Source organism: Mesorhizobium sp. M0410 (assembly GCF_040321435.1).
GTDB lineage: Bacteria > Pseudomonadota > Alphaproteobacteria > Rhizobiales > Rhizobiaceae > Mesorhizobium.
On record NZ_JAMYRN010000002.1, the window covers coordinates 83,229 to 107,240 of the forward strand.

Consider the following 24,012-nt stretch of genomic DNA (forward strand, 5'->3'; position numbering starts at 1 on the left):
TCAGAAATACCCCTCGCGCTTCTTCTTTTCCATCGAGCCGGCTTCGTCGCGGTCGATCAGGCGACCTTGCCGCTCGGACGTGCGCGCGGTTAGCATTTCGCCGACTATCGCCTCCAGCGTGTCGGCGTCCGAGTCGATCGCGCCGGTTAGCGGATAGCAGCCGAGCGTGCGGAACCGCACCATCCGGTTCTCCACTGTTTCGCCGGGCCGCAGCTGCATGCGCTCATCATCCCTAAGGATAAGCATGCCATCACGTTCGACGACCGGCCGCTCCTTGGCCAGATACAGCGGCACAATCGGGATGTCTTCCTGGAGAATGTACTGCCAGATGTCGAGCTCGGTCCAGTTCGACAACGGGAACACCCGGATCGATTCACCGGCAGCGATGCGGGTGTTGAAAATTTTCCACATCTCCGGCCGCTGGTTCTTCGGATCCCAGACATGCTGGGCGTTGCGGAAAGAGAAGATACGCTCCTTGGCGCGCGACTTCTCCTCGTCGCGTCGGGCGCCGCCGAAAGCAGCGTCAAACCCGTATTTGTCGAGCGCCTGCCGCAGCGCCACCGTCTTCATCACATGCGTATGGGTGTTGGAGCCGTGGTCGAACGGATTGATGTTGTCGCGCACGCCGTCTTCATTGACATGAACTAGGAGGTCGAAGCCGAGCTTTTGCTGCATCTGGTCGCGAAAGGCGATCATTTCGCGGAATTTCCAGGTCGTGTCGACATGGAGAAAGGGAAAGGGCGGCTTGGCTGGATAGAATGCCTTCATCGCCAGGTGCATGAGCACGGACGAATCCTTGCCGACGGAATAGAGCATGACCGGCTTGGCAAAGGCCGCAGCCACCTCGCGAAAAATATGGATGGATTCGGCCTCAAGCCGCTGAAGGTGCGTAAGTGCGATGTTCATGGACTGTGAGCGTTCTTTCGTACCGATCCACGGAAGGGCCAGACTGCACTTCCGGACAATCTATTCGTGCGGGCGTTCTAGCAGATCGTTCCTGTCCAGAACAATGCAAGACAAGCCGGCGGCGGATGGTTCGAGAATGATTTTTCCATACAGCCGATAAATTCGGGAAATTTCTGCTCAGCGAGCGATTGCACTTGGTAGGGGCAGGAAAATGTTGCCTGAGCCTCGGAACCCGAGAGCCAGGACCGGCTCCCCTCACAGCGGTCCGCCACGTTCTGGCGACACCAGCCGTGGCAACGATGTCGTTAAGACGAAGTGCCGATGGGGACAAGCAACTTGTCACCGTTGTGATCGATCTCCATCATCTCGCTTTTGCGGCTCAAGCGTTCCGCAAATCCTTTGTGGAAGATGATGGCGTTCATATAGGCAAAGGTCATCGCCAGCGCACCGGTTCGCAACGGATAGTCAACCAGCGAGTGAATGAGAAGAAAAGATACCGAGAGGAATGCCGCTTTCTGCAGTGGGTCACGGCGAACCCTAGCCAATGCAGCCAGAAGCAACACGAAATACCCTACCATCAGCAGGATAGCCGGAACTCCGCCTTCGAAGGTTATTTCAAGGTATTCATTGTGAGCATGGTTCACATACTCCCTGAAAATCATGCCTGCTCTTTCGTATATCTGATAGGCCTTCTGGAAATTCCCGAATCCAATGCCTGTCGCCCAATTGTCTTTGATGCCCTCGATTGTGGTTCGCGCAAATTCTCCTCGCCCGAACGCCGGATCAAGCGCCTGTGCATCCAGCTTGGTCCAGGCGCTTATCGTGTAGATCGAAAGCGCGATAAAAATCAGGAGAACGCCGAACCCACTCGCCCTCGAACGAGCTGAGAGAAAGACCACAGACAATACGGTGATCGCCAAACCGATCAGGACGCCGGCGCGAGAACCGGCAGCCAAAAGAAGCAGCAAAAGGGCGATCAAGCCGAAGGATCCGGACAAAAGATGTCCGCGGAACAGACCATAATAGACGACGAAGGGAATAGACACAAAAAGCAACGCCGAAAAATGATTTACGTTAGCAAAAAGGCCGGCATTGATCGTAAAAGGCAACAGCCCGACAATAGCGACGTCGTCGGAGAGCGAATATTGAATCGCTCCCGCCAAACCATTGCAGATAACACCCATGAAGAAAAACGGAAGGAGCGCGCTGACCTGCTCGGCACGCAAACGCAATACGGCCAAAAAAAACGCTGCGGCGGCCAGAAGATAAAGCAGACATTCGACCGTGCGGCCGACCCCAACACTGATGAAGCGAAATCGGCTTTCTCCAACCCAGGGATCTCCGAGCAACAGTTCCGGCCGCAACCCGTTGAATATGGCTGCCGGCAGTGGGACGATTTGCAAAACGATCAACGCCATGGCGAAGACCAGCAGCCACAGAACAGGCCGGGCGATTCTCTGGCCGGGGGGTTGCGAAAAGACGGCCGCGGCCGAAACTATCGCCGCGACCTCGATCAGAGTGTCTGTGTAAAGGCCGCTCGCAGTACCACCACCGATCAGCAGCGATACAAACAAGACCGTGCCGAGGAGATATTTATCCCATTCCGACGGCCGGTCGTTCAAGATGGAAGTCTCTCAACGCTCAATTTGTGCATTATCAAGGTGCCGACATATCGAAATCGCCAGCTCTCGGCAATGGCGGCGGTCTGCAGCGTCAATAGTTGCATGGGGCAGCCAGTCGGTACAACCGAGAAGTCCTGGCTCAGCTTTTGTCGGTTATATGTGCCCTCGGGGATGTTGAACCGTGCTATTTCGCCAGCCGGCCCCAAACATTTGATCGACCAGAACAATTCCTTTGGAAGCTTCAGGTTTCGCGCAGAGGCAACGAGGGAAATCTTATACGAGCCTGGAGGCAATTGAACATATTGCTGGAGGGCAGTGTTCTTGACCGGGGTGTTCAAGAACCGGACCGTTGCCCCACCCTCGCCCTCCACAGCATCCTGGGATGCTGCAAATGTCACTTCCAAGCCCGATTGACCAGGAACCTGCCAATCGAAGGGCTTGCCGCTGGGGACCGGCTCGAACGTGCTGTTAAAAATGTATCCGCCTAATTTTCGCTCTTGCTCGGACAGGGTGAAAAGAAACAGCCGATAGGCTGGTTCATATTGCTTCTGACGAATATAGCCGCTGATCGCGGCTGTGAGTTCACTCGAATTCGGTGGTGCGCTTGATCCGGTCAAATCGAGCAGCAGCCGATTTGCGAAATTGATCTGCTCAGGAGTTTTGATAAGAGCGTAGATCAGACTGGCTCTCCAGGGCGCTTGCGCCCTGATGGCCGTCAGCACGGCTTGATAGCCATCGGGGTTCGAGAGAATTGGCGGCATGCCCTCGGCGATCGCCGGAAATTGGTCCGGCCAGCGGCGCAGCAAAATGTCGATCTCGCCAACGGCCTTGGGCAAATCACCTGCTTCGATGTTGCGGCCAATTGACCTCTGTAGCGCATGGATCTCTGTCTTGGACAATTTTCGGGCTTGATCGAAGAGCTGGTAGGCCTCGTCTTTTTCGCCTTGCCGGTATTTGATCTCACCAATCAGGCTATAGAGACGTGCATCGGCCAAATCGAAGGCGAGCGCGCGCTTGGCCTTGGCAAGCAAGGCACCAAGATCGGTAGCATTATTCGTATCGTTCAGGTCACTGCTGATTTCAGCTGTCAATGCGTCGGTGTTGAGCGGGTCCAGCACAAGAGAAACAGCCGGTGTTTCTGTTTCAAGAAATCGACTTAGCCCGATCGAGGAAGCCACCAACACTAGAACGGATGCGACGAACCAAACGACTGAATGTCGGAGACTTAGCATAAGCGGGCTGGCTTGCTCCATCATCGACTTTGCCCTCAATCTTGGGAGTATTCGTGTCCGTCCCGTAGTTATAATACTGATAGTTCATATATTTGTAGGCGTAATTGTAGTCGAACTTGTTCACCGCAAACTTTGACATCGCGGCTCCGACCACGTTCGCGCCAGCAGCTCGCAGGCGCTTCAACGCGGTCTTGGCCGACTTGCGCGTCACCTGATTTGTAGAGATGACCATCAATGTGCCCTCCGCCAGTCGGCTGAGAATAGGAGCATCAGAAAGACCGACAATCGGCGGCGCATCGATAATGACAAGATCGAAGCGCTTGCCGAGATTGGTTACTATCAGAGCCATCTTCGGTGAGGAGAGCAGATCCGCAGGATTGGGAGGGATTGTTCCCGAAGTCAGAACGGTCACGTTGGGATATTTCGTCGCCCTGAAGATGCTCGCCAGATCCTCCTTGCGCACGGTATTTGTCAGCAGATTGCTTAGCCCGATCGTATTGTCGAGACCAAACAAGCGATGAAGATTTGGTTTACGGAGATCGCCGTCGACAATGAGAACCCTTGCGCCGAGTGCTGCAAAATCTTGTCCGAGTTTAAACGATGTGGTCGATTTGCCTTCCGAAGGCTCCGAACTCGTGACGACCAGCGATCGTGGGGCACCTTCCGCACCGGAAAACTGTAGCGATGTTCGAAGCGAACGATAGGCTTCCGACAGGCCGGACTTCTGATCGGCAATACTGGCCATGAGTTCCCGGTCATCGACGAGCGGTAAGATGCCGAGCATCGCCAAGCCGAGCTCCTTTTCAACCTGTTCGGGATTGGTGAAGGTGTTGTTCAGCAGTTCGATAACATAAATGACAGACGCGCTCAGAGCCATGAAAAGGGCCAGCGCGATTGCAAGATTGATGCTCAAGCGCGGGGAATATGGCCGATCCGGCAGTGACGCGAAATCGACGATTGCGGCACTTTGCGTCTTGAGCTCGGAGCTGACACCAACTTCGTTCAGTTTGGCGATAAGATTGTCATATTGCGATCGGTTCGAATCGACCTCGCGTTTGAGAATTGTGTATTTAATGTTCTTGTCGTTGAAGATGACCTGCTGCTTTTCCATCTCAGCAAGTTTAGACTTGAGATCGGCCTCCTTGTTCTGCGCCTCCTGATATTTCAGCCGCAGTGAATCCGTTATAGCAAGCACGCCGTTGTTATAGAGCCGCTGCAACTCCTTGATCTGGGACTGAAGCTGCTGCATTTCGGGAAAACCGGGCTTGAGAATGCCCAGCTTCTGCTGGTACTGGCTGGTCAAATCCGCCAGCTTTTCACTCAGCTTTTGCAAACCTTCGCTTTCCAGGACGGGGGCCAAGCTCGAACCGCGGCCTTTATCGATCTGGTCCACCACACGTCCTGCGTCGAGACGGTCCTGGATCGCTGTCGCAAGGGCGGTATTCAGCGCCTCGATGTTCGATCCTATCAGCGACTTGTCGTCGCCGGTTATCGTGATGCCGGCATCCTTCGCGTAAGCGACCAGATCCTCTTCCGATTTCTGGAGCTTCTGCTTCACCTGCAGAACCTGTTCCTGGATGAACTGTCGTGCAAGGTCGGATGTCTCGCTGGTCTGGTCGAGGCGTTGGTCAATAAAGCTTTGCGCGACCTGGTTTGCGATATCGCTTGCATATTTCGGCTTCTGATCGACGAAGGTGATCGATAGCAGGCTCGTGTTGGTGACCAGGTTGACCGTGAGGTCGTCCAAAACACGCTTGATGGCAATTTCCTCGCGCTCCTCTGGGGTCTTCTCCTCAAAGGAAGGCGATTTGGAGATACCGAACGCGCGATAGAAAATATTGCTGAGGGAAAAGGCTGGCGTGGGAAAAAGGAAATCCGGCTTTTCGCTGAGACCCAGTTGAAACACAACACGCTGCGCCAATGCGCGGCTCTTGAGTTTTTCACGTGCGGTCAGGAAAGCCCGCACGTCCGCATTTTCAGAAACTACCTCGATGTCCTGGAAGACCTTGGCCGAAGGGACCAGCACTTCCAATTGCGTCGTTGCCTGGTATTTCGGCGTCTGCATCATCGTGATGATGACACCGGCGACAAGCCCGGCTGCCGCCATAATGACGAACAGCCACCGATACTGGACGACGTAGAAGAGCAGCTTGAGTGGATTGAAGCCCTGTTCCTGCTCCGAATAATCCCGACCGTAAGGGCTGTAGTTTTGCCCGCCGTCATAATAGAGGTCGGCGGACAAGGCTTGGCCATGTCCTGGACCTGCAATTTGATGCTGCCTGTTTCGATCGAGCATGGTGCGGAGTGATCCTATTCGACTGACCGGCTACGAACTATATCCCAGGGATGACGGCAATTCGCGCGGCACTGGAGGCTATGCCTAGCGCGTCCTTGAGATTGTTCACGGCAATCTTCGATTTTGAAGCAAAGACGACGACCTTGTCCCCACCGTAGATCCGCGGGTTACGGGCCTTGCCGGCACGAATTTCCTCCACGTTGTAATTTGCGACCAAGGTATTCTGGCCGATATTGCGATAGACGAAGACCTTGCTTGCGTCCCCAACTGGGCTGAAATTTCCTGCCAGAGCGATCGCGTCCAGAAGCGAGGAATTACTCGTTACCGGAAAGATACCGGCCCTGTTGACTTCGCCATCGACTGTTATGCGCTGCCCAATTGACTCCTTTACGAAGATCGTCACATCGGGTGACTGCAGGTAGTTGGCGCCGTAGGCCGTCTCGATCTCTTGCTCCAGCTGACGAACGGTTTTGCCTGCCGCGGTAATGGTTCCGATAAGCGGAAGCGATATCTGGCCGCTGGAGTCGACTTGAACTGTTCGGCTCAAATTGTCGACCTGGAATACATTCACTTCGAGCACATCGTTCGGAGACAAAGGCTGCTCGTTGCCGTTCTGGGTGTTCTGCGGCGGAGGCAGGTCCTTCACCACTTTCAGCGCGCCGCCGCCTGAAAGTGGCGTCGATGACGACGTCAATTGCAGCGCATCCACCGCACTCGAGGAAGTAGGTGTCGTCGACGAGGTGCTCGTGCATGCCGACGTTGCAAGCGAAGCCAGCAAGACGAGTGCCATGCCTATGTGGCTTTTTACCAAATGAAAAATGCCCATCACGCGGTCCCGCCCTTGAATAGGCGGCCCAATCCTCCAAAACGGCCGGCGTTACCGGCGGTTGGGTTTTTCGGACGTGCTTTTCCGATCGGCTCAAGGGGCCGGTTCGCCAATATTTCGCCTGGACGTTTCAACACCATGTTGCGGGCCTCGTCTTCCCCACATCGCTTGGCAGCAGCAGCAACCGCCTTGGAAAGCCCCGGACGGCGGCGCGTTGCGCTATGAGTATCCGATGCGATGATATCCACCCTGCCCTCGTCAATCAGCTTCTCCGAATAATAGAGCGCCGTGCGTCCAAAAGCACCAACAATCGAGTCCGCGGTAAGCTGGATGAGGCAGCCGACCGCATTCAACCTCTCGATAACGTCGTAATTCGTTTTGATCCAGGTCAAACGCTCCGGATGAGTAAGAATCGGGATAAAGCCGGCGTTTATCAGGCGTAGGGCAAGATCCTCCATTCGTGGAGGTAGAACATGATGCGGCGGTTCGAACAGAAAATAACGCGACCTATTTAAGGTTGGCACGCTGCCCGCCGCCAATTGGTCCGGAAGATCCGGCGCTATGTGAACGTCTGCACCGACGTAGAGAGCAAGTGGTATTGCGGCGCTACGCAGCGCCTGGTGCAACTCTTGTACCGCCCGAACGATGTTCGATGTTCCGTTTTCGTATACGCCGGGTGTCACGTGTGGCGTGCACGCCATATGGGTCGTTCCGTCGGCCACCGCCAGTCGAGCCATTTCCAGTGATTCTACAAGACTGGGCGAGCCGTCGTCGAGGCCGGGCAAGATATGGGAATGTAGATCGATCATGGGCGTTTGTGACTGCAGCGAAGCAACGTGGCGACGTCATCCCCAAAAAGTATAAATGCGTCATCCGCAAGACAGCGAATGACGCATTTGTCAAGTTCATGCGATACGATAGATGGTAGGTCCCGGTTACTGGCGGACAGAGTCGTCGTCATCATGCAGGCCGATGATCAGCGCCACAACAGCGGCAAAAGCTGCGCCTGATGTTTCGAGCGCTACACACATGCCGCCCTCCGCAGGATTGATCTTGACCGTCGCGTTCGTATCCGAAACTTGTACCAACTTGCAGCAGCAAAAGATTGCGATTCAACAAATTTGCCTGGATAGACTGGCGCTTCGCCCCTCATCCTGGCATGTTCGCCAGCCTCAGACATCCGCATGTCGCCTTGGCTTAGGCGATCCGACCGATGCGGCAGCGCGATACCAGCATACACGCCAAGCTCGCTCTGTCGCCAACACAAACACAGCAGAAGCGTCACACGCCGCTGCTGCCGTTGCGTTATTTACTACGCGGTCAACTTAGTCGCTAACGGCGTGGCCGTGATCTTTATCCGCCGTTGCAGCCAGAACACCAGCCCCAAGAGCCATGCCGCCAAAAATGAAGAGCGGCGTGTTATTGGTGTTTGTGTTAGGATTGCCCGTCTGGGCGGTCTTCTCAGAGCCTAGGACATTGAGGCAAATCTTGTTCTCGACACGCGAAATATCGAGCGTCGAATTCGCCGGGACCTTCACATTGCAGCCACCGACCTGAACCGAAGCCGAGCCCTTGGCGCCAACCACGACACGGCTGCCGAAATCAAGCGCGCCGCCCGCTTGCGCCGGGCCATAGCCAGCCACCTGCGAGATCATCACGTCGCCATTGACGCTGCCGAGCGATCCAATCGGATTTACGCCGTTATAGGCGGTTGCACAGGTGCACGACCCATCCTGCGCGAAAGACGACACCGGGGCGAAGCCGGCCAACACAACAACTCCGGCCAACGCACTTTTAACAACTAGATTCATCCGCATCAATCCTTCTGTCCCACGTTACCTGAGGCCCACCCAACCGCTAAGGTACTCAAAAGCGCGTAACAGCTTTCTGCGCCAATTCCAACCCATTTCGCAAATGCGAGATAATTTTTGGTTTCGGTGTGGTTGATTGAACACACCATTAGAATATCGAAATGTATCATCTTTACTGTCGGCCACAATAGAGCGCGTTTGCCAGCGAGCCAATCCGGCGTTCCTTGGGGCGCTGGCGTCACCTTCGTTTCGACGGCTACGCCACGGGTCCGCAGGAGCTACGAGCCCGGCGCGCAAGGTTTATAGGTCGAGCCCGCCTGCGCGGGCTGCCCGCACAGAATGCCTGCCTCGACGAGCTTCGCAGCCAGATCCGCGCCGTCGGAGGCGAGGCACTGCACGACGACGGCGTCACGAAATTTTGGCGCGACATTGCCGTCGCACGGTGTCCCCAAGCCTACGGGTTTGCATGTCAAAGCGAGTCCTTGATAGCCCCGGCGCATGGCTTCGGTGACCATGACCCGCATTGACTGGGGCTTAGCAAATGCGACGCCGCACAGCACGATCTTGCGGCCACCGACCCGCAGATCGTCGATTGACTGGACGTCAAGCTTGCCATCGAACGATGTGGGGACGTCCACCGGCTTCGACGCCTGTGCGCGAATATTCGTTCCCTTGTTGATAGCGATGAAAAGAAAGCCGCCCGCAAACGCCAACGCTATGAATGCAAGTACGACCATCTTCCCGATCGACAATTCCTCACTCCCGATTCAACAATCAACGCGCGGCGGTTTTGGTCTTTTCAAACAAGGCAAGCAGTGCTGCTGCATAACCCCGTCGGCGGACCTGTTGCCGGCCTTGCAGCACAGTGACACTGTCGCGGACAACAGTCGGCTGCCGCCCGATTTCAAGGAGCCGCTGCGCCAGGATTTCTGCGTTGTCCGGCGGGAAGAAGAGCGCGTCCGGAGCCTGCTCGCGATGCAGCCGGATGTCGGACAGCAACATGGGCGCGCCCAGCGATTTCGCCTCTTCAACGGTGGTCGACCACCCCTCGAAATGGGACGGGTTTATCAAACAGTCCGTTGCACCTATCAGGGCGACGACGTCGTCATAAGGGATCAATCCGAGGTGTCGAAAACGGCTCTCAACCCGATACGTTTGCGCAAGGCCCATCAGACGCTTGAACAAGGTCGGATCGCGTGGGTCGGTCGTGCGCCCCGTGAGGACTATCGGTGGCACTGAATCCAACGCCCCAAGCCGGTCTACATGCCTCAACGCGTCGACAACCAGTCCGTGATTCTTGTGGATCCAAAGCTGGTTGGGCAGGAAAAAGAAGCGCTCGGGCAGATCGTGCGCCCGGCGTGCGGCTTCGGTGCGCGCCATGACGGCGCCTGGATCGACATCGATGGCGAAGCGCACCACGGCAGTCTTGCCGCGCGAGGCCGGGTAGAATGTTCCGCAATCGGCAAGCGCATCCTCGCTGGAGAGCATTATCGTGCGATTGCCGGACGTCTGCAGACGGAAGCCGAGATCTCTGCGCCACCAGGCGCGACGCGGAAAGAGGTGGGGCAGGCGACGGTGCTGAAAATCCGGAATCCAGGAAATGACCGGCAGTGGAAATCGGTTGCCGAACCACTGAGCGACTTCAAATACGAGATCGACGGCGTGTGCGACCATAAGATCGGCAAAAGGGCGGTCAGTTCCGCCAGCGAAAGCGATCAGCCCTCGCTTGCCAAGCCCGGCGCCCGTGACCCGGTCGTCGACGATAGCCGGCGCGGCCAACATGTGATCAAAGGATGCGCCAACGCTCGCGCGCTGCTCGGGCGTCAAAAACAGCTTCGCCTGAACCTTACCGCCCAGCTCGGAGGCGATGACGCTCAGCATATTGCGTAGATAGGACTCGCCGCCTGACCAGGTTCCGCGGCCGATGAGTGTGAAGCCGACGGTGATCAAGGCGCGAAGCGTCGCAAATCGCCGACCGGCTCGCCGAGAACCTCGGCGCGGTACCAATCGACATATCCCGCAATGCCCTGGCCGAGCGGCACCTGCAGCCGAAGCCCCTCCGGGACACCCGACGGATCCGAGATCAGGTTGACAGGGTCGCCCCGCCGGGATTCTCCTGAAAAGGAGAGGCGATGCTTCCCGCCCCAGGCTTCCAGGACCATCCCGGCAATCGTGCTGACGGACGCGGCGGCGCCCGCACCGCCATTATAGACAGCGAAGCTTGCTGCATTGGCGGGCAAGACGCGATGGATCAATCGCACGACATCCGAGACATGGTGCCAATCCCGCATTTCCGCTCCGGTGCCACCAAGCACAATGTCGGTTTCGCCGGCCGCGAGTCTGCCGCAGAGGTCCCAGAGAAGTTGCTTGCGCAGCCCCTCGCCGTAGACGGAGAAAAGCCGTGCAACCGAGACCGGTTGCCCATATGTCGTGCAATATGACCGGCCCAACTCCTCCACCATGCGTTTGTGATAGCCGTAAGGGGAATAGGGGTCGAGCGCTGCATCGACACCGATCGGGCCGAAATGGCCACCGCCATAGACGGCGGCGGACGATGCGAGAACGACGGAGACCCCGGGTGCGTGGCGACGCAGGAAATCGAGGACACAAGCCGTGGAACCGACGCTTTGTTCAAAGTCCTTCAGCGGCTCGGCAATCGACCGGCCTACCGTAGAGCCGCCTGCCAGATGATATACGGCCGCCGGGCGACCATATGCGGCCAGAGCAGCGCCCATCGTTTCCGCGGTCACGCCGCCGGAAAAAAAAGCGCCGCCAGTTGCGATGGCGAACCCAGGCGCTTCGCTTCGGCCGAAGCCAAGGACAACCTGGCCCTGCTGGGCAAGAAATCGCGACAGGTGCAGGCCGATGAAGCCACCGGCTCCAGTCACCCAGACAGGCTTCGCCTCGTTCAACTTCGCCACCAAATCAGCCCTTCCCCTACTTGTGACAAAGGAAAGAGACCAGCCGCCCGGGCCGGCGGTCAAGCAGTGCCGCTGCCGCGGCAACGGCACTGAAGGGCAGTGGGGACAAAGTCAGGCGCGCGAGCCCCGACAGGGGACCGAAGGCCGCAGCGAGCCTCTCGCGAATTTCGGATGCTGTCATCGGATCATAATTCACAACCGATTGGAAAGAGTTCATTTCACGATCGATCGTCAGCCCTGCCCCTTCGAGAGCAGCGCGGTAGCTTGCCAGCGTGAAGGCATTCTCCCCGCCGTAGAGATGATGCAACGGATGAGCGCGCAGAAACGGTTCCAGTTGTTTCGGTCCGGAAATCACATGGTCGCGCAACGACAGGAACGTCGCGCCATCGCGGGACAGACGCGCAACTTCACGGCAGAACGCCGGCAGGTCATGCGCATGATGTAGCACCTGCCGGGCGACGACGAGATCATAGCCTGCAGCGCTCAATGGGATCGCTTCACCGAACGCTTCGATCACATCGATGCGCGTGCCGGTCTTTTCGGCAAGTGTCCGGATTGCAGCGGCACCGACGAGCGCGCTGGGATCGGGCTCGACAGCGGTTACCGACCAGCCCTCGCGCGCCATGGCATAAGAGAGGATGCCATTGCCGGCGCCGAGATCGAGAGCACGTCCCGGCTTGCGCGGGATCATGCCGCGAACCGCCTGAAACTCCGCACTTTCGTGGTAACGCTGCGCCGCGGCGACCGGATCATCGAAATAGGCGGCGCGGGCGAGATCCTTCATCGAAGGCTCGTTCATGCACCAGCGGACGGCATCTTCCCAAGTCATGGCCATTTCAGGCATCGAGAGAAACCACGCGCTGAATGATCCGCGCCGGATGTTCGGCAACGGCGTGAGGCGGCACGTTCTTGGTCACAGCGATCTCGATCTCCTCGTCAGATTTGTCAGATGCGTCCACAACAGCCGCGGCGAGCCCAGATTGGCGCGTGCAGCAGCGCCTCGGTCATAGGCTTGCGTGCTTCGCTCGTCCACTGTTCCACCGTGGATAATTTCCGGCTGCTAAGAAGCACGGCCTGCCCCTGTCACCCTGCGACAATGCAACCCCTCTTTCACCAGGACGTTGTTCGAATTTTCCAGCTACGCTACCGTTTCTTGACTCGTCAAGTTCAGGTCATGAGGAATTCAATCCATGCGATTTTCACCAGCGCAAACGTTCGCGAATTGGCGAGGCCGGATGCGCAACGTCTCGTTTTTCAAGACGATGTCCTGTGTGATGTGCCTTTTGGCCGGCACGTGGCCCGCGACGTCGCAGACGCGCGAACCGTTCAAGGTCTTCGAGACTTTGCTGTTTGAGAACGGGCCAAAAGATTTCCGCTCGTTCGGCCTGGACCATCTCACGATTGCGGATCCACACGTCCTGGGATTGGACGTGCCGAATGCCAACCAGGTGCGGCAAGCTCTAGAACTGCCAAGAAGCAACCATTTCCTGGTGATCGACATCGAAAACTGGCCGTTGGAAGGCCCGGATCAAGCATCTTCAATTGCTAAATATCAACAAACTTTGAGCGTTTTCAGAAGGGCAGACCCGAACGTCAAGCTCGGCTTCTACGGCGTCATGCCGATCAGGGATCATTGGAGGGCGATCGGCCATGATGGTGCTGCGGCTCAGGAGGACTGGAAGCAGCAAAACACCAGGATCGCCTCCGCCCTTGTCCCCTACGTCGACGCGCTGTTTCCATCCCTCTACACGTTTTACGGGGATCAGGATGCCTGGATAGCCTATGCGCAAGCCAACATCGGTGAAGCCCGACGGGTCGCCCAAGGAAAGCCGGTTTACTGCTTCCTATGGCCGCAGTTGCATAAGACCCTCGCCTTCCTGCCCGGCGATTTCTGGTATGCTCAACTCGACACTTGCAGAAGATTGGCCGACGGGATCGTCATCTGGGGCACGATGCGTGGCGGTCCAAGCGATGGGCCTGCGAAATGGGACGAAAAAGCCGAGTGGTGGCAGGCTACGTTGAGATTCCTCAGCGAGCTTAACGGAACCCGTTAACTGTTGGCGAATAGTATTAACGGCCTTGCATGGCGATGCATTTTCGCTGCTAAGCACCACATGTCCAGCTATCTAGCCCCGCTGGGCGCCTCACCAGAGGCATAGGGGCGCCACATCGCACGTCGATGTGCCCAAAAATCAAATTGTCTCATTGCGTTGACGCGAAACATCAAGACCGTGACGATAATCCAAAGGGACGCCGAGCCCCATAGCGACCCGGAAAATTGCGCTCCTACGATGGCTTGCGCGGTCAACAATGGCAAAAGCACCAAACGCCTGTCGGCCAAAAACTTTACCGCCACTCCTATCTTCGCGAAAACCATCGCGAAGATCGTCATGCCGAGAAGCCCCATGGCCTGAAGGATCTCCACTAACATATTGTGGGGGTAGAGGAACAACGGCAGTTGCGTTCCGTAGCCAAACAGCGGGTTTTGTTGAAACAGGTCCCACGACAACGAAATCGATCCCAGCCGTTCGGTCGTTGAATTGTCCTTTCCAATCACCGTCAAATGGAACTTGTCCAGCAATGGTGTTATGTCTGTGATCGCCAAAACCAACACGGCGCTCGCAAGGAACAAAAAAGACAGTAACATGGTCGTAAATTTAGGACGGAGCGCAGGAAGCAAAATGATGCAACATGCCAAGGTGACAAGTGGGCCGCGAGCGGACGCCAGATAAATAGTGGTTGCAGCTCCGGCAACTACAGTTAGGATGAGCATCCTGACGCTTGTCCTTTGAGGTATTCTTATCAAAGCATATGACGAGATAAGGGCAGTTAGGCCGGCATGGCCCACAGAAATAGGGTTCAACCTCTCGAAATAAACGCGATCGGTGTTATCAATCAGCACTGCATTGGAGCCGCTATACTGAAGCCAAATGATACCCGCCACGGTCAATGTCCCGACAGCAAAAAGCGCCCATGCTACATTGACCTCTGACCATGTGTTGGTTGACAGGGCCAGAAAAGCCGCAGGTACGATCGAGGTGACAGTGGCAAATACAAGGGCATCCGACGCCCCATCAATGCTGTAGCTCACATCGATGCCGAGCTTCATTATGTAAAGCCCAAAAAAAGAAAATAGCCATACGTCACCGAACCGCCAGCCCTTTTGCCGGTCCGAAATCAAGAATGAGAGCCCACAGAGGCCAACCACTAGAATGCGAAAAATAATTGAAAACTTTTCATCTTCTCTCCCGGTCACAGATGAAAGGAGTCCGACCAGCGGATAGCCGGCAACTGCCAAGGCAAAGCTCCAGGCCCACAAGTCCTTGTAGATCGGAACGTGTTTATTGGCATGCATGAAGATGACGGCGCCGGTTGAAACTGGCACTTTCAATACCATGCCTCGCCCCGACGAGACAACGGGCTGGCATTAGCCAGGCCAATGCGCATTACCCAAAGCCGGCCAGCGAGTTTGCTGCAGGGACTGTTCAGTGCGCAAGAAATTCCGGATCGCAGGATGTTGCCGCAGGACGCAAACGAACGCGGATCGCGCGACGCTATGCCAGTTCTAGAAACCGCTCATATTGGCGTTTCTTGCTGTATTCCTCGCGAATCGCACGGTTACCCGCCCAACCGATCCTATCCCAGCTCCCCTTGTCCAGTTGCCGTTCGATTGTTTTCGATACGTCTTGCGGCTGGTCATAGACGATCATGGTTTCCCCATCGCGCATCGGTGCTGGATAGATACCAGAATCAGAAACCAGCAGAGCGCCTGCACCCATGCTTTCAAAACAGCGCATATTGCCACGATCCGGGCCCGCCATGTCTATCGAGGCGTTGACCACGACCTTGGCTCTTCCAAGTTGTTCGTACATGGCGCGACCGAATACGGGAGGCGCGCTGATATTGCGGATCGCAGGCGGACGGCGCACCGCCTTCAGCGGACCGAACCAGCCTAGCGGCGTCTCGGCAAGCGGCGTGTAGCGTGATAGATCCAAATGGAAAACAACGCGGCGGTGATTGGAAAGACGTGCGACAGCTTCCAGGATCTGCCGCCGACGCTGGTGGTGACGGCTGTAGCCACCGAAGAAAAGGACATCTATGTCCCTATGCCGGTTCGCGGCGAGGGTATCGAGTTCCGGATCATGTGAGGGAAAGAAATGAGCCGTCCTGGCGCCCTGCTCCTCCCAAAGCTTTCGCATGGATGGGAAGTTGCAAAGCACGAGGTCATAGCCTGAGAAATCAATCTTGCCAGGTGCGGCTCGCCATGCAATTTTTCGCTTCACATGCCCCGGCAAGCGACCCACGAAAGACGCATCATAACGATATGGATCGAGATTATAGAAAACGTCCGTGTTGTGATGCTCTATCTGGGCAAGAAGGATGTCGGCCAGCGGCGTATGTGGGTTCAGCCCGTTTTCGCGTGCCCACGCGCGCTGCAACGATTCGTCGTCGCCATTCGTAAAAAAGGCTTCTTGGCGGCCTTCGAGTATCGGAAAGAGAATATGTGCCGCCCCGTAGCGATCGTTCAGAAACAATTGTCTTTGCTGCTCGAATCCACGAACCCCCGCCACAAGATCTGCGAGTCGGGAGCGATAGCTCGTCGAGAGCCCAGAATTTTGAAAAATTCGCATGTGTAGCCCTTGCTGACATTTTACAAGGAGAGCAGCGACGGACATATGGAGAACAATGAACCGCCGAGGTCGTTCAAAGGCCGATCAAACCTTGCTCTGCCGTATTGGAATATCTTCCGGAAGAAATCTAAGGCGGGGCGGAACCGACGCACCATGTCGACGCGACAAGAGTGCTGGTTTAATGAGCAACCTCGTCATTTTAAACTCTCGTCAGCAGAGCAAGTACCAATGCCACCGAACACAGCATCGCAATTGTGACGCTGCCCCCCAGCAAGTGCACGCCGCATCTCCTCACCATGCCCATCGCATCGAAAGCATGTGCGTTACCAAATAGCACTATAAGCATGCTCGAGGTAAGGCCCATAACGATTGCGCTAACAAGTCCTGGGGGACCGAATGCCGGAACGAGAAGAAACGTCCCTATTAGCACCGACAGTGCGATGGCAGCGTGACTTGCAAAATTCCAGCGCAAAATGCCCAGCCCTTGCGCGGCGAAATAGATCGGCACAACTAGAATATTGATCGACCATCCGGCGGTCAGTGCTGCATTCATGGCAAGAAGGTCGGGCGAAATTCGTCCCAACACGACAAGGCTCATCACGGGCGCGCCGGCAAGCGTAACAACAGCCGTGCCGATAGCGGCAGGATTCGCGATCCGCGTCGCCCTCTCTAGCATTTGCTGGAAAGCGGGATCGCTGGTCCCCGTCCGGGCAGCGAAGGCAGGCACGAGCGGCATTGCCGCCGAAACCACCAGTCCCCGAACCTGTACGACAAGGCGCGAAGCAAGCTCGTACAATGCGACAAGACCCGGTCCAGCCGCATGGTTGAACGCGAACTTGGCCAACGGCTCAAACATCAGTCCGGTCAGGCCGATGGCGTTTAACTTTACGGCATAACCGGTGGTCTCAGCAAAGGCGTCGCGCCGCCAGCGCCGCGGTAGCCAACCCAGGTCGGCGACATGCCGGCGTAAGACCAACCAACCGAGCACGATTACCGTCGCCTGTTGCAGCACCTGCGCGACGCCAAAGCCAAAGACGCCTTGGCGCGGCACCAGCAAAATGCAAGCTCCAAAAAAAACCAGCGCCCCCGCGACAACGACCAATGCCCGCTGGTCAGCACGCTGGGCGCCATCAATGCCCGAGGTGACGGCGGCCGCCAATGCCGAGAGCACCATTGAGGCGACGACATAAGGCATGAGCGCATGAGCCTCGACCAGAAGAGTTGGGGCAACGAAAAGCGGCAGAGCGAGTGGCGCGGCAACCCACACTGCCAAGGCGATGGCTGCGTTGAGCGCAAGGCTGGTCAGAATCACGGTATGCACGACGAAACTTGAGCGTTGCGGGTCGTCGCCTCGCAAAGCGGCAGCGACGAAACGCGCAAGAGCACCGCCGCCGCTAATATCACCTATGCGGGCCATCGAAGATCCCGCGAGAAGCAGCGACCACAAACCAAACCGTTCGAGCCCGGCATGGGTAATCACTAGCCGGTAGGCTAGAAACACGCACACCCCTACTGTCAAGCTCTGCCCGAGGGCGAACAGGCTGTTGCGAGAGAGGCTACCTGGAGTAAAACGGGCAGGAAGACTGCGCACGCTCGCAACGATCATGGGCTTTCCGATCCGAGCAGTATGGTGCGAGCTTGAAACTGTGCGAGCCAGATCATGCAAGGGAGCTCGTCTTGTTAGGCTTAAAACAAACGATATCGATCTGGTTAAGTCGATGGCTTCGCGGATCGCGATACCCTTGCCAAACATCCCAAATCTCGAACCCGGCTTCGTAGATGGCTTCAAGCAAACGCTGTGCCGAGGGCTGGCCGTCGTACAGGGGTCTCAACGACAATTCTGTCATCAACCCCTTGGCAGTGCCAAGGACATTGGGAGCGCCCGCTAACACCAGGGACTCGCCGCCTTGAACGTCCATCTTAAGAAAGCAGTTTTCAACAGATAGCCCGATCTCTCCAACAATATCATCGAGCCGGGCGGTCGGAACCTCGATCACCTCGACTGGACGAGCTTGCGGGGTTGAGGCAACAAAGCTCTCCTTTGGCGCGAACAAGGAACTTGAAGTGTCAGCCTCGGTAACGTGAAATTGCGCAGTGCCGGGCTGATCACTTAGGGCGACACGAGGCGCGACTATCCATGAATACTTCTGTCGTTCAGCGGCTTCTTTCAGCCGTTTGTGAGCGTCTGGCAGTGCTTCAAAGGACACGACCCGCCCGGAGTAGCCTGTGTTGAACAGCTCTTGCGCGAATTGCCCTCTGTTCGCTCCTATGTCCAAGACTAGATCAATATTGAAGACCTTTAGAAAATATGCAAGTCGCAGATCGTTACGAGCATTGAGTGCGTTGAGCCTGACCTCTAATCCAACCTTACGCCCCAACTCTCGGAGCATTGTTTTTCGTTTGCCGCTTAGCTCAGACAATAAGTTTAGCATGAATCTGTTCGACCCCGTTGGTATGACTCATTCTCTGTGACATGCCCCTCTCGATCGCCTCTTTTACCGAAAGGGGTTACGCCCAGCGCACCGCTGATTGTCCTAACGAACTGCCGTCTCCAGCCGCCGATGAGTATGCAACGAGCAACTTGAAACGAGGATTTGGTCGGTCCTGATCGCCCGAGACGGCTGCGCAACAGCCCGGCTAGCGCCTCGTGGTCTCCATAGGTAACTGGAAGATGGTCGATGCCGTTTAGAGTGGCGAAAGCGGCGATCATCGACCCCTCGCGTACGATCGGCTCTACACCGAACTGCATCGCGCGGCCGAACACGCCGGATGCCTGATCATAGGCCGGCGCATAGCAGACCCAGATCATGTCGGCAACACCGTAAAGGCTTTCGAGTTCTGGGTCTGTGATAAAGCTGTCGTAAATCATAGCTCCGGCAGTTGTCATCCGCGCCGCGAGAGCGGCGGACTCTGCCGCCACCCGACCTGCTCCGACGACGAGGGTGCTCTTGGCGATATCGGGGTAACGCTCCAGCGTTTCGGCAAGGAGGGCGAGCCCTTTGTTCGCCCCAAGCGTGCCAACGGCACACAAGATTTGCCTTCCTCCTGCGCGGGCCAGAATCTCCTCCGACAGGGCGGTTCTTCCCGGCCGACGAATGGCTTCCCCATCATGCAAATCCCAGTATTGAGGATCGAACACTCCGCAATGCGCAACCTCAGCATGGCGCGGCGCTACATCGAACGGCGTTATAGACGCGATCGTCAGGCCCGGAAGCCACCGCAACGCGCGAAAGGCATGGCGCTTGAGTGCGTAATACCAGCGATCACTCTCGAAACATTTCTGTGCGCGCAAGAACAGCCCGGCAGTCGGACGGCCGAGTATGCTGCGGACGACCGCGATCATCCCAAAAGACATCATGTTGTCGTCAAGAGTGGCGAACAGCAGGCGCTCCGCAGCCAAGAGTCGGCGAAAAACCGGAAAGCTCATTGATTCCGATATAGGCTCGAATGAGAAAAGCTCGCTCAGCGTGTCGAGATACGACTGTCGATGGCCACTGGTCGCAACAGCGTAGATCAAATTTTCTTTGGGGTTATGCAATGATAGTTAGCCGTCAGGGAACGAGTGATCGGAGTCAAACCGCCAGATTAGGTCTTACAGCACTAATGACAAAGCCGGAACAGAAAAGGCGCCAGTTCAAGGCCGCACAAAGATTCTCGAACAAAGCGACGGAAAGGTAGGCAGGCAGGAAGAAAGCGAAATAGTCGCTAGCGCGGTAAAATGACATAACGTCGACCTGCTCGAACCCTTGACTGCGAAACAACTCCGCCATCTCCGAAGGAGAGCAATGGTCGAAAAACGCCGGATAGCCAGTAACGCCGACGGCCGACGGTCGCAGGTGCGGGATCAGCCATTTTTGAAGAGCCGGCCCCACGAGCCGCAGCGCTACCGAATAGGGATGCCATTTCGAAGGAATATAATGGTGCATCACGCCGCCCGGCCGCAGCGCTAAAAACATCGAGCGCGCTGCCGCTTTGTTGTTCGGCACATGTTCCATCAGCGTGATCGAGATAAGCATATCTGCCTCGACCTCAACTTGCTGTTCAATCGACTGGACAACAAAGCGATCGTAGATGAGATAGCAATCTGGTTTTTCTTCTATGTCGAGCCCGATATACGTGAAACCCATATCCCGCCGGAGAAGCGGTCGATCGATCCCGCCGACCTCAAGGATCGCCGACGGTTTTAGACGAGCAACGTCCTTAGCAATTCGACGCTCCAACTCCGCCTTGTAGGACGGGGCGCCGAAAACCTTAGAAAAGCGACGTTCGAGCCACGCTGCGGCGTTCCTGTTCCAACCAATAAACCTCTTGAGAACCACCGTTTCCCCTTTCTACACGGGTCTTACTCGCAGATAGCGTCGCGTCCACCATGACTTGATGGCCGCCCAAACACGCTCGCCCAACAGGGTAGAAGGTTCAGGGCGCCTATGTTGCCTGTATTGTGGCCTAGCCTCGCCGCGCGAAAACGAACTGCCGGATTTTCCGCGCCGGTTTGGCGATGAGCGCATAGTCGACAGCGCCGGAGCCGAGCCAACGGCGCCTGGCACGCAACGCTTCGAGGTTGTGCCCGATATGCGAACGGAAGCTCCTTGTGCTGGCGCCTCCGACCATCATGTCGACGAGGACCTGATCGATTGTCGCGATCCTGAAGCCATGGAGCTCGACGGCCCTCAGCATCCAGTCGTAGTCCGAGGAGACTTTGAGCGTCAGATCGAACGGCCCGTTCTTTTCGGCAACGGCGCGGCGGACATAGAAGGTCGGGTGGGCAGGCATCCAGCCGGAGCGGAACCCGTCACTGGGTCTTGGCTCTGCTCGCCAGCGGCGGACCACTCGCTTGCTTTCATGATTTTCAACGAAGTCGAGGTGGCCGTGGACGATATCGCTTTCAGCAAGCGCCTCGCTGATCTTGCCGAGCACGGAAGCATCGTGAAATGCGTCGTCCGCGTTAAGGGCCCCGATCGCCTCCCCCGTGCAAAGCGCCAGCCCCTTGTTCAACGCGTCATACATGCCGCGGTCGGGCTCGCTGATGACCTGCAATCCTTGCCCAGTATAGGAGCGGACAATCGCGAGCGTCTCGTCGGTCGAGGCACCGTCGACGACGATCAGTTCCTTGTCCTCGTGATCCTGGGCAAAGAAACTGTCGAGCGTATGACGAATCGTCGCCGCCGAATTCCAGCAGACCGTTAGAACGGAAATCTTCATCTTCGCGGGGGGGGCTCGTCGCGGCTACCGGGCCGCTTTGCGATTGTGCTCTTCGTCAAGCCGGCGATGCTCGAATTCGCGCGCCACCACCTTGAGGTCGGATTGAACCATCTCGCGCACCATCTCATCTAGTGACGTCGTCGCCTTCCAGCCAAGGATCCGCTCGGCCTTCGAAGGGTCACCGAGCAGCAGGTCGACCTCGGTCGGCCGGAAATAGCGCGGATCGACCTCGACCAATATTCGGCCGGTTTTCGTGTCGACACCCTTTTCGTCAACCTCGGAACCGTTCCACTGAATGCGGACCCCAACTTCGGCGAAGGCGAGTTCGACAAATTTCCGAACGGAGTTCTTGATCCCTGTGGCCAGCACATAGTCGTCCGGGGTTTCCTGCTGAAGGATCCTCCACATGCCTTCGACATAGTCGCGCGCATGTCCCCAATCGCGCTCGGCGGAGAGATTGCCGAGATAAAGCTTGTCCTGAAGGCCGAGGCTGATCGCCGCGGCGGCTCGGGTGATCTTGCGGGTCACGAATGTTTCGCCCCGCATTGGGCTCTCGTGGTTGAACAGAATTCCGTTGGAGGCGTGAATGCCATAGGCTTCGCGGTAGTTCACCGTGATCCAGTAGCCATAGATCTTTGCGGCCGCATAGGGCGAGCGAGGGTAAAAAGGCGTCGTTTCCGTCTGCGGAACTTCCTGCACCTTGCCATAGAGCTCGGAGGTCGATGCCTGATAGAACCGCGTCTTTTTTGTCAGGCCAAGCAGCCGGATGGCTTCCAGAAGCCGCAATGTGCCGATTGCGTCGGCATTCGCCGTATATTCTGCGGTCTCGAAGCTCACCTGGACATGCGATTGCGCGGCGAGATTGTAGATCTCGTCAGGCTGCACTTCCTGGATTATGCGGATCAGGTTCGTCGCATCGGTCATGTCGCCATAGTGCAACGAAAAATTGACGCCGGTTTCATGCGGGTCTTGATAGAGATGATCGATACGGCCCGTATTGAAAGACGACGAACGCCGCTTGATGCCGTGGACTGCATATCCCTTGGCGAGCAGGAGGTCGGCGAGGTAGGCACCATCCTGGCCGGTGATGCCTGTAATTAGCGCGGTTTTTCGGCTCATTTCATACCCTTCGGCAGCTTTAAACACATGATGGCCACGCATTGTCCTGGCGCTGTGTTCGACAGATAAATTTTGATGGAGGCAAAATTCAGCACGGTCTCTATCGAGATCCGAACCCACTTAGCAGAGTTTTCAACGTTCTCAACACGATGACGAAATCAAGCCACGGCGAGAAATTCTTGATGTAGTAGAAATCATAGTGCAGCTTCTCGGTCTCGTCGTCGTCCTCCGAGACATATCCTTGATTCACCTGAGCCCACCCGGAAATTCCGGGACGGACGATATTTCGGTAGCGGTAGAATGGCAACGCTACCGAATAATGGGATGACAACACTGTCGCCTCGGGGCGAGGCCCGATCCAGCTCATTTCCGAACGAACGATATTTATCAACTGCGGCAGTTCGTCAATTCTGCTTCTGCGAAGGAAGCGACCGAGCCGGGTAACCCTGCTGTCACCTGGCTTGGTGACGGCGAGACTGCGAACGTTTGCCGCCTCAGGTTCACTGACGGTCATCGTCCGGAACTTGTAGACCGTAAATGATTTTCCGCCGAAGCCCAGGCGCTCCTGGCGAAATATGGCGGGTCCGGGAGATTCCAGCCTGATCATCAGCGCGATCAACAATAGCAAAGGCGCCAGCACGACCAGCGCCGACAGCGCACAGACCCAGTCGATCGCCTGTTTGATCTTGATATAGGCCTGGTTGGGATTAATCGAGCCTAGCGTGTTTTCGGATAAATGCTCGATTTCGACGCGGCCAGTCAGCGATTCGGTGATTTGCTTGACATGGTAGACCGGAACTCCCGCAAGTGCCCGATCGGCTATGTAGCGCTCCCAATCGTCGGACAGATCCGCCCGCAGATCGGCAACGACGCCGTTGACGCGTTCAATGATCATGTCAGGGGAAACAAGCCAATGCCAGTTTACCCCACCTATCTCCTCTAGGCGACCAACGGCGCCGCCTGGAACCACAGCAAGACTGTAAGGGTCAAGACGCCGGCTTATGATGGTCAGCACAAAGTACCAGAGAATTGACAACGTCAAGCTGCTGGCCGCCTGGAAGCCACTATATTCAATTCTCGCTAAGAAAATGACCAAATAAACAAACCCATACGACAATGCAAATGTCGGAAAGATATAACCAGAAGCTGCAATACCCGGAAAATTACCTATGCGCCGAAAAGAGAAGTAACCTATTGTATGAGCAACGATGCCCGCAAAGATCGTAATCTGCAGGTTTGTATAATACGCAAGGGATGGGTCAACCAGAATCCGGATCAGCGCGGGAAGCAGGATTGCGAACGCCAAACCGCCCAGGAGTTGAAACCTGACCCTGTGCACAAGGTGCCGCTGTCTCGGCCGATTCATCATGACTATGTTCAAGTTAAAACGCTCTCTTGCGGGCTACTGGATCTAAGTTTCTTCCAAATGCGTTTTGGCTGCTTTCA

The 24,012-nt window shown here is 56.5% G+C and carries 21 protein-coding genes; 1 reads left to right on the forward strand and 20 read right to left on the reverse strand.

All coding sequences use genetic code 11. From position 1 onward, the window contains the following. From cysD to NKI63_RS02550, 11 genes are all read right to left on the reverse strand, one after another. Positions 1-906: a sulfate adenylyltransferase subunit CysD gene (cysD, locus tag NKI63_RS02500; RefSeq protein WP_352478514.1), complete on the reverse strand. Its 906-nt coding sequence runs from the start codon at positions 904-906 to the stop codon at positions 1-3. A gap of 305 nt (positions 907-1,211) precedes the next feature. Next, positions 1,212-2,528: an O-antigen ligase family protein gene (locus NKI63_RS02505; RefSeq protein ID WP_352820408.1), complete on the reverse strand. Its 1,317-nt coding sequence runs from the start codon at positions 2,526-2,528 to the stop codon at positions 1,212-1,214. Continuing rightward, positions 2,525-3,706, reverse strand: coding sequence for a tetratricopeptide repeat protein (locus NKI63_RS02510; RefSeq protein ID WP_352820410.1), 1,182 nt, complete (start codon positions 3,704-3,706; stop codon positions 2,525-2,527). The genes NKI63_RS02505 and NKI63_RS02510 overlap by 4 nt, the downstream gene beginning before the upstream one ends. After that, positions 3,672-6,056 (reverse strand): GumC family protein, encoded by a 2,385-nt coding sequence (locus NKI63_RS02515; RefSeq protein WP_352777360.1) that lies wholly within the window; start codon positions 6,054-6,056, stop codon positions 3,672-3,674. The genes NKI63_RS02510 and NKI63_RS02515 overlap by 35 nt, the downstream gene beginning before the upstream one ends. 37 nt (positions 6,057-6,093) lie before the next feature. Then, positions 6,094-6,882, reverse strand: coding sequence for a polysaccharide biosynthesis/export family protein (locus NKI63_RS02520; RefSeq protein ID WP_352692408.1), 789 nt, complete (start codon positions 6,880-6,882; stop codon positions 6,094-6,096). Further along, positions 6,882-7,691, reverse strand: a complete 810-nt coding sequence (locus NKI63_RS02525; RefSeq protein ID WP_352777357.1) for a tyrosine-protein phosphatase — start codon at positions 7,689-7,691, stop codon at positions 6,882-6,884. The genes NKI63_RS02520 and NKI63_RS02525 overlap by 1 nt, the downstream gene beginning before the upstream one ends. A 516-nt stretch (positions 7,692-8,207) precedes the next feature. Continuing rightward, positions 8,208-8,693: a hypothetical protein gene (locus tag NKI63_RS02530; RefSeq protein WP_352820412.1), complete on the reverse strand. Its 486-nt coding sequence runs from the start codon at positions 8,691-8,693 to the stop codon at positions 8,208-8,210. Between the two features lie 278 nt (positions 8,694-8,971). Further along, positions 8,972-9,445, reverse strand: a complete 474-nt coding sequence (locus tag NKI63_RS02535) for a hypothetical protein (protein ID WP_352820414.1) — start codon at positions 9,443-9,445, stop codon at positions 8,972-8,974. A gap of 22 nt (positions 9,446-9,467) precedes the next feature. Then, on the reverse strand, positions 9,468-10,643 hold the full coding sequence (locus tag NKI63_RS02540; protein WP_352820416.1) for a glycosyltransferase family 4 protein: 1,176 nt from the start codon (positions 10,641-10,643) through the stop codon (positions 9,468-9,470). After that, on the reverse strand, positions 10,640-11,614 hold the full coding sequence (locus NKI63_RS02545) for an NAD-dependent epimerase/dehydratase family protein (protein ID WP_352777350.1): 975 nt from the start codon (positions 11,612-11,614) through the stop codon (positions 10,640-10,642). The genes NKI63_RS02540 and NKI63_RS02545 overlap by 4 nt, the downstream gene beginning before the upstream one ends. A 16-nt stretch (positions 11,615-11,630) precedes the next feature. Then, positions 11,631-12,443, reverse strand: a complete 813-nt coding sequence (locus NKI63_RS02550) for a class I SAM-dependent methyltransferase (protein WP_352820418.1) — start codon at positions 12,441-12,443, stop codon at positions 11,631-11,633. Between the two features lie 406 nt (positions 12,444-12,849). On the opposite strand from NKI63_RS02550, the gene NKI63_RS02555 reads away from it, so the two are divergent. Next, on the forward strand, positions 12,850-13,668 hold the full coding sequence (locus tag NKI63_RS02555; RefSeq protein WP_352820420.1) for a hypothetical protein: 819 nt from the start codon (positions 12,850-12,852) through the stop codon (positions 13,666-13,668). A gap of 68 nt (positions 13,669-13,736) precedes the next feature. Here NKI63_RS02555 and NKI63_RS02560 read toward each other — a convergent pair whose 3' ends face one another. From NKI63_RS02560 to NKI63_RS02600, 9 genes are all read right to left on the reverse strand, one after another. Beyond that, positions 13,737-15,011, reverse strand: a complete 1,275-nt coding sequence (locus tag NKI63_RS02560; protein WP_352820422.1) for an O-antigen ligase family protein — start codon at positions 15,009-15,011, stop codon at positions 13,737-13,739. A gap of 157 nt (positions 15,012-15,168) precedes the next feature. Beyond that, positions 15,169-16,149 (reverse strand): glycosyltransferase family protein, encoded by a 981-nt coding sequence (locus NKI63_RS02565; protein ID WP_352820424.1) that lies wholly within the window; start codon positions 16,147-16,149, stop codon positions 15,169-15,171. A 295-nt stretch (positions 16,150-16,444) separates the two neighbouring features. Beyond that, positions 16,445-17,851 (reverse strand): lipopolysaccharide biosynthesis protein, encoded by a 1,407-nt coding sequence (locus NKI63_RS02570; RefSeq protein ID WP_352820426.1) that lies wholly within the window; start codon positions 17,849-17,851, stop codon positions 16,445-16,447. A 52-nt stretch (positions 17,852-17,903) separates the two neighbouring features. Next, entirely contained in the window at positions 17,904-18,677 is a 774-nt protein-coding gene (locus tag NKI63_RS02575) for an FkbM family methyltransferase (protein WP_352820428.1), read from the reverse strand. After that, on the reverse strand, positions 18,671-19,783 hold the full coding sequence (locus NKI63_RS02580; RefSeq protein ID WP_352820430.1) for a hypothetical protein: 1,113 nt from the start codon (positions 19,781-19,783) through the stop codon (positions 18,671-18,673). Before NKI63_RS02580 ends, NKI63_RS02575 begins: the two co-directional genes overlap by 7 nt. A gap of 34 nt (positions 19,784-19,817) precedes the next feature. Next, entirely contained in the window at positions 19,818-20,564 is a 747-nt protein-coding gene (locus tag NKI63_RS02585; RefSeq protein WP_352820432.1) for a methyltransferase domain-containing protein, read from the reverse strand. A 127-nt stretch (positions 20,565-20,691) separates the two neighbouring features. Beyond that, a complete protein-coding gene (locus NKI63_RS02590; RefSeq protein WP_352820433.1) occupies positions 20,692-21,447 on the reverse strand; it encodes a glycosyltransferase family 2 protein in 756 nt (251 codons plus the stop codon). Between the two features lie 24 nt (positions 21,448-21,471). After that, entirely contained in the window at positions 21,472-22,566 is a 1,095-nt protein-coding gene (gene gmd, locus NKI63_RS02595) for a GDP-mannose 4,6-dehydratase (protein ID WP_352820435.1), read from the reverse strand. Between the two features lie 100 nt (positions 22,567-22,666). Then, on the reverse strand, positions 22,667-23,947 hold the full coding sequence (locus NKI63_RS02600; RefSeq protein ID WP_352820437.1) for a sugar transferase: 1,281 nt from the start codon (positions 23,945-23,947) through the stop codon (positions 22,667-22,669). Positions 23,948-24,012 lie beyond the last annotated feature (65 nt).

Excerpts from the sequence above, each read along its gene's own strand:
- cysD (WP_352478514.1), bottom strand. The coding sequence starts at position 906 with ATGAACATCGCACTTACGCACCTTCAGCGGCTTGAGGCCGAATCCATC.
- NKI63_RS02515 (WP_352777360.1), bottom strand. The coding sequence starts at position 6,056 with ATGCTCGATCGAAACAGGCAGCATCAAATTGCAGGTCCAGGACATGGC.
- NKI63_RS02520 (WP_352692408.1), bottom strand. The coding sequence starts at position 6,882 with ATGGGCATTTTTCATTTGGTAAAAAGCCACATAGGCATGGCACTCGTC.
- NKI63_RS02525 (WP_352777357.1), bottom strand. The coding sequence starts at position 7,691 with ATGATCGATCTACATTCCCATATCTTGCCCGGCCTCGACGACGGCTCG.
- NKI63_RS02530 (WP_352820412.1), bottom strand. The coding sequence starts at position 8,693 with ATGAATCTAGTTGTTAAAAGTGCGTTGGCCGGAGTTGTTGTGTTGGCC.
- NKI63_RS02550 (WP_352820418.1), bottom strand. The coding sequence starts at position 12,443 with ATGACTTGGGAAGATGCCGTCCGCTGGTGCATGAACGAGCCTTCGATG.
- NKI63_RS02555 (WP_352820420.1), top strand. The coding sequence starts at position 12,850 with ATGCGCAACGTCTCGTTTTTCAAGACGATGTCCTGTGTGATGTGCCTT.
- NKI63_RS02560 (WP_352820422.1), bottom strand. The coding sequence starts at position 15,011 with ATGGTATTGAAAGTGCCAGTTTCAACCGGCGCCGTCATCTTCATGCAT.
- NKI63_RS02570 (WP_352820426.1), bottom strand. The coding sequence starts at position 17,851 with ATGATCGTTGCGAGCGTGCGCAGTCTTCCTGCCCGTTTTACTCCAGGT.
- NKI63_RS02575 (WP_352820428.1), bottom strand. The coding sequence starts at position 18,677 with ATGCTAAACTTATTGTCTGAGCTAAGCGGCAAACGAAAAACAATGCTC.
- NKI63_RS02590 (WP_352820433.1), bottom strand. The coding sequence starts at position 21,447 with ATGAAGATTTCCGTTCTAACGGTCTGCTGGAATTCGGCGGCGACGATT.
- gmd (WP_352820435.1), bottom strand. The coding sequence starts at position 22,566 with ATGAGCCGAAAAACCGCGCTAATTACAGGCATCACCGGCCAGGATGGT.